The following is a 12,896-nucleotide window of genomic DNA, read 5'->3' as shown; positions in this document are numbered from 1 at the left end:
CCATCCCGGCCACCGAAAACGCCATCGAGCCCCTCTCGATGGCGTTTTCGTATCAAGGCATCGGAGCCCTGGGGAAGGGCAAGGCACGCCCCTTGGCTCTCGGCGCCCCCTAGTGCCCTAGTCCCGCCGTTTCTTCAGAAAGTAGGTGATATGCCCGGGCGGCATGTCCGGCAGCTCGCCGAAGACGGTGTAGCCCTGCTTCTGGTAGAAGGGCAGCGCCTGGAAACTGGTGGTTTCCAGATGGATATTGGTGATGCCCTTGCTCCCGGCATACTGCTCCATGGTGGTGAGCAGGCGGCCGCCCCAGCCCTCCTTGCGAATGCGCTCGTCTATCCAGAGCCAGTCGATGTGCAGCCAGCCCCACTTGATGTCGGCGAGGATGCCGCCCAGCACAAGCCCCTGTTCATCCTTGATAAAGCTGGCTACCTGCTCGCGCAGATGGCTGCCGGCAACCGCCTGGTTGTAGCCCGACAGGCCGATGCGCAGGGCGTCGAGATCCCGCTCAATGGGGGGCAGGGGTGGGGTGAGTTTCATCTAGGGGCCTCCTGGGGCAGGCAAATCCCATTAATATCCAAACGGCATCGACCAGGTCAAGGCTGGCGGCGGTTTGCCACGGCATTCTGGCCGTATGCGATACTGAACGGGTCGTGTATAACAGACGACACAGGGCCCTCCCCGCAGATAAAAAGGAGCACCTATGGCTCTCTCAGTGGCACAACTCTATGAAGTGATGACCCAGTTGCCCGACCCCGTCTTCATCCTCAGTGAAGATGGTCACTACATCGAGTACATAGGCGGGGTGGAGCAGCAGTCATATCAGGATGGCAACCCCCTGATCGGCAAGCGGTTGTTCGATGTGCTGCCGGCAGACAAGGCGTTCTGGGTGATGGAGCAGGTGGCGCGCGCCCTGGCCGGCGGCCAGGTGCAGGTGGTGGAGTACGATCTCTCCCCCGCCGAGGTGGAGGGCATAGATGCCGAGGCGGGCCCCCAGGGGATGCAGCGCTTCGAGGGCAAGATAGCGCCACTGCCCTCCCTCTACGACGGCAAGCGGGCGGTGGCCTGGATGACCCGCAACATCACCCGCCAGCACGAGCTGCAACTGCGGCTCAAGCGGCTCGGCGAGACGGATCAGCTGACCGGCCTCTACAATCGCCACTTCTTCTTCGATCAATATCACCAGAGGGTGCAGGGCCAGCCGCTCACCGGCCTTATCATGCTGGATCTCGATCACTTCAAGCAGATCAACGATCGCTACGGCCACCAGGCCGGGGACAGGGTGCTGTGTCGCGTCTGCGACTGCGTGTCGGCCCAGTTGCGGGGGGAGGATCTGTTCGTGCGCAGCGGCGGCGAGGAGTTTCTGATCCTGCTGCCGCAGATAGACGAGGGGATATTGCTGAAGGTGGCGGAGCGGATCCGCGCCGCTGTGGCGGCCATGGCGCCGGATCCGGCCCCCGTCACAGTGAGTCTGGGCACCACCCTGATCCGGCCGGGGGAAGATCTCGGCACAGTGCTGGCCCGGGCGGACGAGTGGCTTTATCGGGCCAAGCGGGGCGGGCGCAACCAGGTGGCCCACGACGGGGATCCCTGAAAAGTGCCCTGGCCTGCAACGAACGAGGGCGACCCTGTGTCGCCCTCTTTGTTATCTGTCGCTACCCGGCCTTGGCCAAAGTGTCGCCTTAGCGCTTGTCTGCCGCAGGGCCTTAGCCAAACAGCGTCGAGATGTTCTGACCCGCCATCAGCAGGCCTATGGCCAGCACGCTGAACCAGACCAGGGTGGCGCTGACCAGGGCATAGCCGAGGGCGACGAAGAGACCGTCCCGTTGCAGCATGCCAATGGCCAGCAGCAGTATGGCCCAGGCGGGCATGGCGTTGGTGAAGGGAATGGCGCCGAGCGGCAGCATCAGCAGCAGGGCCGCCAGCATGATCAGCAGGCCGTTGCAGCGATTGATGGCGTAGCTGCCGGTCAGGATCAGCAGGCGCGGCCGGATGAGACGATCGATGCGGGCCAGCAGATCGGCCCCCTTGTGCAGGGCCGGTTTGATGTGCTCGGCGGCGAAGCGGCGCTCCATCAGGACGGCGGGCAGCCAGGGCACCCGGTTGAGGGTGATGCCGATGCCGATAAAGAGGATCAAGAGGCCAAAGGGCGTGCTGACGCCGGGGATGGAGACCGGCAACAGGAAGGGAACGGTGAGCAGCACGCAAAACAGCAGCATGCCCTGTTCCCCCACCAGAGCCAGCATCTGGCGCAGGCTGATGTGGCTCTCCTCGATGGCGTGGGCGGTGGCCCGCAGGGTATCGGAGAGCGTGCTTTGTGGGTCGTTGAGTTGCGCGGCAACCATTCCTGAGATCCTCGTCCTGTTGACGCCACCGCTGTGGCGCCGTCAGCTTACGTGGCAGAGGTTAATCCCAGATGAATAATGTGAGCCGGCGCAAGCTTTGATGGAAATCGAGGGCAGGGAAGGGGGGCGGGTCGCCAAAATGGGGCGATACAGCCTCCGTCAAGGGTCGGATGGAATAGGCTCTGATATGCTTTTGACGCCATCCATGCAACCAGGGAGAAGAGCGTGACGCGAGCGACTATGATGCTGCTGGGACTGGGCTTGCCGCTGACGGCCTGGGCGGCCGAGCCTGCCACCTCGGGTTGGCAACTGACCCCTTTCCTGGGATACAGCTCCTCCATCGACTTCGAGGCCATGGATGAACCTGCCCCCACGCCGAACTCGACCGGCATCGACTCGCTGCAAGGGGAGAGCTCGGGCAACTGGGGCCTCTTCATCAGCCGGGAGGTGGATGATCCCGGCATGGTGGAGCTGCTCTACAGCCATCAGTCCACCCCCATCTCCCCGGATCAGCCTGACAGGCTGAGGGTGGATACCCTGCACTTCGCCGGGGCCCTCACCCTCTCGGACAACCTGATGGCGCCCTATCTGGGTGCCGGGATCGGGGTGACCCGCTTCGATGCCTACGACAGCGAGACGGCCCCCTCCATGTCCCTGGCGCTCGGGGTGCAGCCGCGCCTGGGGGAACATCTGGCGCTGCGGGCCGAGGTGCGCGGCTACGGCTCCCTGCTCAATGACGACAGCGCCTTTCTCTGCAACCCCGAGGTCTGCGCCTTCAGAGTGCGGGGGGATCTGCTCACCCAGTGGCAGGCCAATATCGGCTTGACCCTGAGGTTCTGAGCCCGCTTTCCGGGCCGGTTTATGGGATGCCCTTGGTGATGCGGCTCAGGGGCTCGTTGACGTCGAATACCTTGAACTGCACCGCGCCGGCGCCCATGGCGAGCACCCGCTGCTCGTGCATGGTGGCGTAGGCGAGGGCGCTCTCCTCATCCTCGAACAGATAGATGCCGCCCGCCTCGCCGGTGCGCGGATTCTCGGTCCAGATCTTGGAGATGAAGCCCGGCTCCCGGGTGATGGACTCGGCCAGCGGCAGGGCGGCGGCGGTGAGGGCCGGCCCCATCATCTCGGCGGGGAAGGTGAAATGGATCTGCAGCAGGCTGGGCATGATGAACCTCTTGGGCGTTGAATGACGGAGTCCGCATCATAGGAAGCCGGCATTTTGACTGCAAGAAGGCACATTTTGGTGGCATAGTTACCCCAAAGTAACCAGTCACGAGCCATCCCTTGTCCCCACTCCCTTGCCCCGCCTATCAGGTGCTGCGCCTGCTCGCCGGTAAATGGAAACCGGCCATCCTGTTTCATCTGCGCGCCCAGACCCTGCGCTTTGGCGACCTGCGCCGCTGCCTGCCCGAGGTGAGCCAGAAGGTGCTGACCGCCCAGCTCAAGGAGCTGGAGGCGGACGGCGTCATCCTGCGCACTCTTTATCCCGAGGTCCCGCCTCGGGTCGAATACGCCCTGAGCCCGCTCGGGGTAGCCCTTCTCCCCCTGCTGCAACAGATGCACGACTTCGCCCTTGCCCACGCCGACCTGCTGGCCGGGGAGGGCGGATCCGCAGCGGCCAGCGCTAGCCCCCTCAGCGAGCCCGCAGCAGCCAGCCACTGATCCGGTTCGTCGCCAGCAGTCGACAGGCGAGCAGGGAGAGCGTCAGCAGCACTGGCACCTTGACGAGCTCCCACCACGGCAGCTTGCCCTGGGGGCCGAACACCATCAGCCAGACCACCAGCATCATGTGCAGGCAGTAGAGACCCAGCACTTTGGGGGCCTGGCGTTCCAGCCAGCTGCCCTTGCCCCAGTTTGGATTGGCCAGCAGCAGGCCGAAGAGGCCGAGCGCCCAGGGCAGGGAGCCCAGCAGGAAGTCGTGACGGTTGAGGGGCACGGCGGCGAAACGCAGCAGGCCCGCAGCCTCCAGGGCATAGAAACCCACCCCCGCCACCATCAGCAAGGCGCAGCGCCTCTCGTCCGGCCGCCAGGCGCGGGCCCGCAGCTCGGTGCCGAGCGCCACGAACAGGAGCGAGAAGAAGGGGCCGTTGCGGGTCAGCAGGGCCCACTCGCCCCCCGGCAGCAGCGAGCCATAGGAGCCGCCGATCAGGGCAAGCCCGTAGAGCAGCGCCCCCGCCACCAGGGCCAGTCGGGGCAGCCTGACCCGCCAGCAGAGGGCCAGCAGCAGGACGGCCAGCATCAGGGCGGGCAGGAACCAGAGGTGGATCATGCCGCCCACCCACCAGGCGTTGAGGGGATCCCCCAGCTGCATCTGCCACTGGCTCTCCATGCTGGCCAGATAACCCTGCTGCACAGCGGCGACCGGGTTGAAGGGCACCAGCAGATAGAGCAGGCTCCAGGCCAGCCAGAGCCCCAGCAGGGGGCGGCAGTAGCGCAGCGCCACCGCCATCGGCTTGCCTGCGGCCAGGGCGGGTTGCAGGAAGTAGCCGGCGCACAGGAAGAAGAGCGGCACCGCGAAGCGGCAGAGCTGGTTGATGATGGCCCCGAGCCAGAGGTAGGGGGTGCCGTCCCAGAGGGTGGGATCGAACGGATTGCTGAAGGGGGAGAGGTGAATGGTCATCACGGCCAGAATGGCCAGGACTCGCCCGCACTCGATGCTGGAGATGCGCATTATGGTTTCCGACGGCTGAAACCCGGCACCCTAGCAGCCGGCTACATGGCTCTTCCAGCCAGGAGGTCGCCAACTGTGACCCCCATCGGTGGCCGGTTACTCTTTGTTACCCTGGGGGAGGGCAGGGTTACCCCGGGTGGGAGCCGGATCCCGTTCTGGTGTCGGTAAAGCCCTAGAGCAGGGCGACCAGCACCGTCGCGATGGCGCCCGTCAGCAGCAGGGCTATGCCACGGCCGGCCGGGCCGTGCAGCTTGTTCCACATCAGCAGACTGGTGAGAGCCAGCAGCAGCATGGCCAGCGCCGCCAGATCGCCGACCAGCTGCCAGGCCAGGCCGGTACCCATGCCGCGATGCAGCCGGTTGAGGCTGGCGGCGACGTTGGCCCGTTGTAGCTCGGTCTGCACCAGCAGGGTGCCTTCCACATAGCTGGCGGCCAGGCTCTGGCGGAGGGTAACGCCGCGCAGCTCCCATTTGGCCGGCAGGGTGAGGGGGCCTGTGGGGGTGGGCAGGGTCCGGGCCGGGGTGATGCTGAGCCGCCCCTCCTCCAAGCCCTCGGGGTAGTGCTGTTGCAGCAGGGCTTTCAGTGCGTCAGGGCTCGCCAGCGGCGCGGCCAGCGTTATCTCCTCGCTCGACTTTTCGGTGTGGGGGCCGGGCAGGGGCAGCACGGCCCTGTGCTGGAGCCAGAGGCCGGTCAGGCCGTAGAGCAGCATCAGGGTGAGGGTGGCAAAGCCCGCCCAGGCGTGGATGCGGCGCACCCACTTGTTGTTGTGAAGGGGGAGTCTCTTGGGTTTTTTCATGGTGGCGCGTCATAAAAAAACTGGCCAGCAGAGGCTGGCCAGTGGGGCTGTGGGCAAGGAGGATCAGAAGCGGTAGGCGGCGGTGAGATTCAGCTGACGGGGGCTGCCCGGCATGATCTGGGCCGCGCTGGTGGCGCTGACGAAGTAGTCGTGGTCGGTCAGGTTCTCCACGCTGAGCTGGGCATCCCACTGGGACCAGCGGTAACCGGCGCGGGCGTCATAGCGGGCGTAGCCGGGCAGCACTGTGGTGTTGGCGTTGTCGGCGAAGCGATCCCCCACCGCCGTCACCCCGGTTTCCCCATACCAGCCCTGCTGGCCGTTCTGGTAGCCGGCGAACAGCTGGCCATTCTGGCGGGAGACGTTGCTCGGCCGCTTGCCCTGCAGATCCGCGTCCGCCTTGACCTGCTCCGCATCCTGGATGGCGATGCCGCCGTGCAGGTAGAAGGCGTCGGTCAGCTGGGCGCGGGCGCTCAGCTCTATGCCGTCGGTGCGTTGCAGGCCGGTGAGGATCACCTGGGTGGGATCCAGCGGATCCTTGCTGCGCTTGTTGTACATCTCCAGCCGGTAGAGGGAGAGGGTGGTGGCCAGGCGACCGTTCAGCCAGTCGCTCTTCACGCCCCCCTCGTAGAGCCGGGTGTGCTGGGGATCCAGGTTGTTGTTCTTGTCCCCCGGGGTGATACCGATCAGCTCCCCGCCCACAGGGGTGAAGGTCTTGCTGTAGGAGGTGTAGAAGGCGTGCTCCTCGATGGGGTTCCACACCAGGCCAAGGCGCGGGCTCAGGCTGGTGACCGAGAGGGTCTCCTCCTTGTCGAGGTCGTTGCGGCGGCTGGTGACGGTGAACGCGTCCCGGCGCAGGCCGCCGAGCAGGTGCCAGTCACCCAGGCTGAGCTGATCCTGCAGATAGAGGCCGACCCCGCGCACCCTGTGTCTGGCGTCGCTGGAGAGCTTCATGGTGCCGTTGTAGCTCGGCAGTGAGCCGGGATCGTACAGATCCCCCGGGGGAATAGGGGTGGCGTTCTGGTAGAGCTTGGGGGTGCGCTCCTGCCAGCCCTGCTCCAGGCCTACCAGCAGGCGATGGGCGACGGGGCCGGTCTGCAACTGGCCCTCGGCCTCGGTGTTGCTGGTGAGGCTGTTGGCCTTGAGATCCTGCTGCCAGCGGGCACGGGTCACCTTGTCACCCTTGACGGCGGTGACATAGGTGTTGTCGAACTGGCTGTCGAGGCTGGTGTAGCCGAGCTGCTGGCGCAATTGCCACTGATCGTTGATGTCCCAACTGAAGCGGGATCGGGTGGACTGGGCCAGATCGTCGATGAAGTCCCGACTGGTGTCGCTGTAGACGCTCTCGATGGGGACCTCGGCGGGACGGCCATCGACCCCGGGGATGCCGCGATCCGGGGTGCGATCGTGCTCGTTGCGCTCGTACTGCACCAGCCAGTTCAGGCTGTCGCTGAGCTCCCAGTTCACGGCGGGGGCCAGCAGGGTGCGTTTGCTGGTCACGTCGTCGCGAAAACTCTCCTTGTCCTCCTGGGCCAGGTTGAGGCGCAGTTGCACCCGCTCCCCCGCCTCGGCGTTGAGGTCGGCTGCGAAGCGTCGGCTGTCGAAGCTGCCGACCCGGGCGCTGACGCTGGAAGCCTGCCCGCGCTGGGGCGTCTTGCTGACCCTGTTGATGATGCCCCCCGTGCTGCCACGGCCGTAGAGCACGGCGGCCGGCCCCTTGAGCACCTCGACCCGCTCTATGTTGCCGAGATCCCGGGTGTACTGCATGTCGTCCCGCAGACCGTCGAGGTAGAAGTCGTTGCTGGCGTTGAAGCCGCGGATGTTGACGCCGTCGAAGCGGGTGTCGCCGCTGGCATTGACCCCGGGAATGCCGGTCAGGGCCTCGCTCAGGGTGGGCTGGCCGTAGGCGGTCAGCTCGCTGGCCTTGACGCTGTCGATGGTCTGGGGCACCAGCTTGGCCGGGGTGGCGGTGCGGGTGGCGGTGGCCACTTCTTCGTGCTGGCTGCGTTTGCCGACCACGGTCAGGGTCTCGTCTTCGGCGCGGGGGCTGGCACAGAAGGCCAGCAAGGCGACGCCCAGCAGGGCGCGCGGGGAGTTGGGGTTATGCATCTGCGTGTGACTCTTATCGACCTGTTGGCCTGAACCTATTGATTTATTTGTAGTTATTGGTGTCTCTCGTTTCGAGAGGGCGCTAATGATATTGATTTTCATTTGCCTTGCAAGGGGAAGATGCAAGAAAAAGGCATCAATGAGGGGCGGGTACAGAGGCGGCTGTGAGCCTGGAGAGGAGCCTTGGTTCGATTCGGGGGCGACGGTAACATGGTGGCCTCGCGCCTTGGCGCACCATCCGGAACACACAGGGAGAGAATCATGGTCGAGATCATCAGGGCGGATCTGCACAACCCTCGTCACGGGGAGGCGCTGATCGCGATGCTGGACGCATACGCCAGGGACGAGATGGGGGGCGGCAGTGCGCTGGCGGACGAGGTGAAGGCCAATCTGGTGCAGGCCCTGGCGGCGCGCAGCGATGCCCATGTGCTGCTGGCCTGGGTGGATGACCAGCCGGTCGGGGTGGCTACCTGCTTCGAGGGGTTTTCGACCTTCGCCTGCCGGCCCCTGCTCAATATCCACGACCTTGCGGTGCACCCGGCCCATCGTGGCCGCGGCATCGGCAAGGCGTTGCTGGCCGGGGTGGAGCGGCTCGCCCGGGAGCTCGACTGCTGCAAGCTGACTCTGGAGGTGCTGGAGGGCAACAAGGTGGCGCAGGCCGCCTACAAGGCCAGCGGTTTCGAGGGTTATGAGCTGAACCCGCAAGTGGGCCGGGCCCTGTTCTGGCAGAAGAAGCTCTAGCCTGTCCGGCTCAGCCCCGAGGCGGGAGGGGAGAATGAAAAACGGCGCGCAGAGGGAGCTGCGCGCCGTTTTGTCTGGGGCCGGAGTTAGAAGTCGTAACGGGCCGCCAGCTGGAAGTCATCCTTGGTATTCAGCTTGCCGCTGTCATTGCTGTCCAGGTTGTTGATGCGGTACTCGCCGATGACCCTCAGGTTCTTGTTGAACTTGTACTGGGCACCCAGGGTGTAGTAGTCGATGGAGTCGTAATCGCTCTTGCCGCTCTGCTCCACCTTCTGCTTGTTCCACAGGGCCATCAGGCCGAAGCCGCTCTCGAAGTTGTAGCCGAGCGCCGCTTCCCAGCCGGTGTGATCCTTGCCGGTGGCGAGGAAGTCGCTGCCGTCGGCGTAGCTCAGGGCGGCATAGACGGCCTTGTTGTCGTACTTGGCGGAGAGCAGCCACAGCTTGGCATCCTCTTCACCGCTCTTGTCGCGGATACCCACGTTGTAGGCGGTGCCCATGGCCAGGTTGAACGGGAAGGTGTAGGCCAGGGCTGCACCGTAGGCGGCATCGCTGTCCTTGCTGGTGGTCTCTTCGGTGTCACCGCCGTCGAACTTGTAGCTGGTATCGACCTGGAAGCCGTTGAACAGGCCGGAGTATTTCAGCACAGAGCCGGCACGGTTGGTGGCGAAGGTGTCGGTCTTGGCGCCGAGGGCGTCGTTGCCGTAGCCGTCGGAGAGGGAGACGTCGGTCCAATCGGCCAGCAGGCCGGGGGCGCCCTTCTGGCGACCGAAGGTGACATTGCCCCAGTCGGCGCCCACACCGGCGAAGGCCAGGCGGGTGCGCATGTTGTCGGAGTTCTCGCTGACGGTCTTCTCGCTGTCATTGACGTAGATCTGCAACTCATACTGGGCCAGGGCCTTGAGACCCGGGTTGATCTCGCTCTCTACCTTGGCGCCCAGGCGGACAAACTGGTTGGCACCCTGCTTGTCGCTGTATTCGTTCTTGATGTCACCATTGGCATCCAGCTCCTTCTTCTCACCGAAGAACTGGCCGGCGTAGATGCGGCCATAGAGATCGAGCAGAGTGGAGTCATTCTTATAGACTTCGACGGCTTGAGCCTGAGAGGCGGCGGTGAGAGCCAATGCTACTACTGTCAGCTTTTTCATCATGATCCCTTGTGTTGCAAGCTTCTGTTTTAAAAGACGGGGCCATGCTAGGAGGGGCAGATGACAGCGGGGTGACCGGGATGTGAACAAGCCGTGGCGGTTTCATGTCAGCGGGATGAAAACCGCGATTTATGTGGCGAGCCGCCACTTTTGCGCGCAAAGGTTTGCCCTTGTGGTAGAATGCCGCCCGTTTTCGAGCTCCTAAGGTTGGATATGCGATGAGACGTGAACTGGCAATCGAATTTTCCCGAGTGACGGAAGCGGCTGCACTGGCTGGCTACAAGTGGCTCGGACGTGGTGACAAGAATATCGCCGATGGCGCGGCCGTTGCGGCCATGCGTCACATCCTCAATCAGATCCAGATCGATGGCGAGATTGTGATAGGCGAAGGGGAGATCGACGAAGCCCCCATGCTCTACATCGGCGAGAAGGTGGGCACGGGTCAGGGCGACGCCGTGGACATCGCGGTCGACCCCATAGAGGGCACCCGCATGACCGCCATGGGGCAGTCCAATGCCCTGGCCGTGCTGGCCGTGGGCGACAAGGGCTCCTTCCTCAAGGCCCCCGACATGTACATGGAGAAGCTGATCGTGGGTCCGGGTGCCAAGGGTGCCATCGATCTCGATCAGGCCCTGGAGCTGAACCTCAAGGCCGTGGCCAAGGCGCTCGGCAAGCCGCTCTCCCGTCTGACCGTCATCACCCTGGCCAAGCCGCGTCATGACAAGGCGATCAAGGAGATGCAGGGGCTGGGCGTGCGGGTGTTCGCCATCCCCGACGGGGACGTGGCGGCCTCCATCCTCACCTGCCTGCCGGACAGCGAAGTCGACATGCTCTATGGCATCGGCGGCGCCCCGGAAGGGGTCATCTCGGCGGCGGTGATCCGCGCCCTGGACGGCGACATGCAGGCACGCCTGGTGCCCCGTCATCAGGTCAAGGGGGACAGCCCCGAGGTGCGTGCCCTGGGCGAGCAGGAGATTGCCCGCTGCGAGGAGCTGGGCATCGATGTGAACAAGGTGCTGAAGCTGGAAGATCTGGCCAAGAATGACAACGTCATCTTCTCCGCCACCGGCATCACCAAGGGTGATCTGCTGGAAGGCATCACCAGCAATGGCGTCATGGCGACCACAGAGACCCTGCTGATCCGCGGCAAGTCCAGAACCATCCGTCGTATCAAGTCGATCCACTTCCTGGATCGCAAGGACAGTGTGGTACGCGACATCATACTGTGATGAGGGGGTGCTGAGTGGCGGCAAGTCCCGTCCTCTCATGCCGCCGCATCAAGTCGATCTACTTCCTGGATCGCAAGGACAGCGTGGTGCGTGACATCATTCTCTGATGCGCGGAAGCCCCGTCACTGAAAAGCCCGACCGCTGCTGCCGTCGGGCTTTTTGTTGCCCGCCCGTCGGGGCCTGGACTATTTCGAGGGACAGGACGGATAAGGCTAAGGGGAATCGGGGCCCTTTGATAGACTGCTTCGCCATGCACAGGAATGCATCATATGGAATGTCGTCAAGGTTGCGGTGCCTGCTGCACAGCCCCCAGTATCAGCAGTGCCATCCCCGGCATGCCGGAGGGCAAGCCGGCTGGCGTTCCCTGTGTTCAGCTCGACCAGTGGCTGGGCTGCAAGATCTTCGGCCAGCCCGATCGTCCGGCGGTGTGCAGCAGCTTCAGGCCCATGCAGGATGTGTGCGGCTCGCACCGCCAGGAGGCCGTCTGGCTTATCGGCGAGATGGAGCGGCTGACGGCCTGAGGCCTGGATCCTCTCCCTCAGGGAGAGAGGGGTTGCTTGTGACCCCCTCATCCCTGACTCTTCTCCCGCTTATTTGAAAAGAAGGGGAGAAGGGAGTGGAGATACATCCCGAACCAACGCGGGAAAACCCGGAATAGAAAAAGGCCGCAATTGCGGCCTTTTGGGTTTTCTCTGTCACTCGGGTCAGACGTCGGCCAGTTGCAGGGCCTGACGATAGTATTCGTTGGCCTTGTTGGTGAGACGGCGCTTGTCCATCACCTGGCCTAGGGCGTGGTAGAGGGCGGCATCCGGCCTCTTCGCCACTTCCTGCTCCAGCAGGCGCTGGGCCTCGTCCAGCTGGCCGGCCAGCAGGTAGACTCGTGCCAGTGCCGCCTCGGCGCCCGGCTGATCCTGGATCTTCTTGAGCAGGGTCAGCATGGGCTGATAGTCATCCAGTCTGAGCTTGGGCAGGCGGGCGAACAGCTCGGGGGAGGGATCCTTGCGCAGGGCCTCCAGCCAGAGGTCGGCCGCCTCGCTGTCGGCACCGAGCCGGCGCAGACGATCCCCGTAGCTGGCCAGCAGTGCGGGTTCCTGACGCAGCTTGCGGGGCAGCGCCTGCCACACCGGGCGCAGGGTCTCGAGGGCGCCGCTGGCGGCCTCGAGACGGCCAATCCAGGCCTGGTGCAGCAGCGCCTCTTCCTGCACCGGCGTCAACTTGCCCACCTTGCGCAGGGCCGGGGCCAGATCGATCAGTGCCGCCCAGTCCTCCCGGGCCAGATAGACCTGGCGCAGTTGATCCAGCACCATGGGGTGGCGCGGGTGCAGGGCGTAGACGGACTCGAGCCGGCCGAGGGCGCTGTCGTACTGGCCCTGCTCTATCTGCAGCTGGGTCTGGATCAGGGTCAATGCCAGCTCGGCCTTGGGGTTCTCCTCCTGCGCTTTTTGCAGGTAGTGATCCCGGCGCACGTCATCGCCCCTGGCCTGGGCCACTCTGGCGGCACTCAGGTAGTTGAGCAACGGGGTGTCGCTGTTGCCGGCCCCCTTGATCAGCAGCTTCTCGGCCTGGTTGTAGTGCCCCTCGGCCATGGCCAGGGTAGCATTCACGGTTTGCAGGTTCGCCTTGCGGCGACGGCGCGAGCCGAACCAGCCCTGGGTCTTGCGACGCAGGCCGAACACCCGGCCCAGCACCCACTCGACGATGAGCAGGGCGCCGTAGAAGAGTACCGCTAGGATCACGGCGCTGGTGACCGAAGACTCCACCGTGTAGTTGCCGAGCGAGATGAGCACATAGCCCTTGTTGCCGGAGGCTTCGGGGCCGAAGATCAGGCCCGCGACCATCACGGCCACCACGACGATCAGACGAATCATG

14 protein-coding genes are annotated in these 12,896 nt (G+C 64.6%); 6 read left to right on the top strand and 8 right to left on the bottom strand.

Going from position 1 to position 12,896, the window contains the following annotated elements; genetic code table 11:
- Positions 1-117 precede the first annotated feature (117 nt).
- Positions 118-534: a GNAT family N-acetyltransferase gene (locus tag WIR04_RS18845; RefSeq protein WP_338888983.1), complete on the bottom strand. Its 417-nt coding sequence runs from the start codon at positions 532-534 to the stop codon at positions 118-120.
- Positions 535-697: 163 nt separating this feature from the next.
- Here WIR04_RS18845 and WIR04_RS18840 point away from each other — a divergent pair, with 163 nt between their 5' ends.
- Positions 698-1,588, top strand: coding sequence for a sensor domain-containing diguanylate cyclase (locus WIR04_RS18840; protein ID WP_025325482.1), 891 nt, complete (start codon positions 698-700; stop codon positions 1,586-1,588).
- A 112-nt stretch (positions 1,589-1,700) separates the two neighbouring features.
- Here WIR04_RS18840 and WIR04_RS18835 read toward each other — a convergent pair whose 3' ends face one another.
- Positions 1,701-2,339, bottom strand: coding sequence for an exopolysaccharide biosynthesis protein (locus WIR04_RS18835; RefSeq protein ID WP_338888980.1), 639 nt, complete (start codon positions 2,337-2,339; stop codon positions 1,701-1,703).
- A 243-nt stretch (positions 2,340-2,582) separates the two neighbouring features.
- Here WIR04_RS18835 and WIR04_RS18830 point away from each other — a divergent pair, with 243 nt between their 5' ends.
- A complete protein-coding gene (locus WIR04_RS18830; RefSeq protein WP_338892646.1) occupies positions 2,583-3,179 on the top strand; it encodes an outer membrane beta-barrel protein in 597 nt (198 codons plus the stop codon).
- A gap of 19 nt (positions 3,180-3,198) precedes the next feature.
- On the opposite strand, the gene WIR04_RS18825 is transcribed toward WIR04_RS18830, so the two are convergent.
- Complete coding sequence (locus WIR04_RS18825) at positions 3,199-3,504, bottom strand: monooxygenase (protein ID WP_338888978.1); 306 nt, start codon at positions 3,502-3,504, stop codon at positions 3,199-3,201.
- A 119-nt stretch (positions 3,505-3,623) separates the two neighbouring features.
- On the opposite strand from WIR04_RS18825, the gene WIR04_RS18820 reads away from it, so the two are divergent.
- Entirely contained in the window at positions 3,624-4,001 is a 378-nt protein-coding gene (locus tag WIR04_RS18820; protein WP_168236290.1) for a winged helix-turn-helix transcriptional regulator, read from the top strand.
- Here WIR04_RS18820 and WIR04_RS18815 read toward each other — a convergent pair.
- From WIR04_RS18815 to WIR04_RS18805, 3 genes are all read right to left on the bottom strand, one after another.
- The gene (locus tag WIR04_RS18815) at positions 3,973-5,010 is read right to left on the bottom strand and encodes an acyltransferase family protein (protein ID WP_338888974.1); all 1,038 of its coding nucleotides are present in this window, start codon (positions 5,008-5,010) and stop codon (positions 3,973-3,975) included. The two genes, WIR04_RS18820 and WIR04_RS18815, sit on opposite strands and share 29 nt — an antisense overlap.
- A 172-nt stretch (positions 5,011-5,182) precedes the next feature.
- Entirely contained in the window at positions 5,183-5,806 is a 624-nt protein-coding gene (locus tag WIR04_RS18810; RefSeq protein ID WP_338888972.1) for a PepSY-associated TM helix domain-containing protein, read from the bottom strand.
- Positions 5,807-5,869: 63 nt separating this feature from the next.
- The gene (locus WIR04_RS18805) at positions 5,870-7,912 is read right to left on the bottom strand and encodes a TonB-dependent siderophore receptor (RefSeq protein WP_338888970.1); all 2,043 of its coding nucleotides are present in this window, start codon (positions 7,910-7,912) and stop codon (positions 5,870-5,872) included.
- Positions 7,913-8,173: 261 nt separating this feature from the next.
- Between WIR04_RS18805 and WIR04_RS18800 the strand changes: the two genes are divergently transcribed.
- Positions 8,174-8,653 (top strand): GNAT family N-acetyltransferase, encoded by a 480-nt coding sequence (locus WIR04_RS18800; protein WP_338888968.1) that lies wholly within the window; start codon positions 8,174-8,176, stop codon positions 8,651-8,653.
- 86 nt (positions 8,654-8,739) lie between these two features.
- On the opposite strand, the gene WIR04_RS18795 is transcribed toward WIR04_RS18800, so the two are convergent.
- Positions 8,740-9,798 carry a porin gene (locus WIR04_RS18795; RefSeq protein WP_338888966.1) on the bottom strand — a complete coding sequence of 353 codons (1,059 nt, stop codon included), beginning with the start codon at positions 9,796-9,798 and terminating at the stop codon, positions 8,740-8,742.
- Positions 9,799-10,016: 218 nt separating this feature from the next.
- Between WIR04_RS18795 and glpX the strand changes: the two genes are divergently transcribed.
- Positions 10,017-11,027, top strand: coding sequence for a class II fructose-bisphosphatase (gene glpX, locus WIR04_RS18790; RefSeq protein WP_025325491.1), 1,011 nt, complete (start codon positions 10,017-10,019; stop codon positions 11,025-11,027).
- Between the two features lie 269 nt (positions 11,028-11,296).
- On the top strand, positions 11,297-11,548 hold the full coding sequence (locus tag WIR04_RS18785) for a YkgJ family cysteine cluster protein (protein ID WP_338888963.1): 252 nt from the start codon (positions 11,297-11,299) through the stop codon (positions 11,546-11,548).
- 183 nt (positions 11,549-11,731) lie between these two features.
- On the opposite strand, the gene WIR04_RS18780 is transcribed toward WIR04_RS18785, so the two are convergent.
- A complete protein-coding gene (locus WIR04_RS18780; RefSeq protein ID WP_338888961.1) occupies positions 11,732-12,895 on the bottom strand; it encodes a heme biosynthesis HemY N-terminal domain-containing protein in 1,164 nt (387 codons plus the stop codon).
- Position 12,896 lies beyond the last annotated feature (1 nt).

Origin of the sequence: Aeromonas rivipollensis, from assembly GCF_037811135.1 — a bacterium.
Lineage (GTDB): Bacteria > Pseudomonadota > Gammaproteobacteria > Enterobacterales > Aeromonadaceae > Aeromonas > Aeromonas rivipollensis.
Note: the sequence above shows the minus strand (reverse complement) of the source record. Positions and strands in the feature narration are given on the sequence as shown.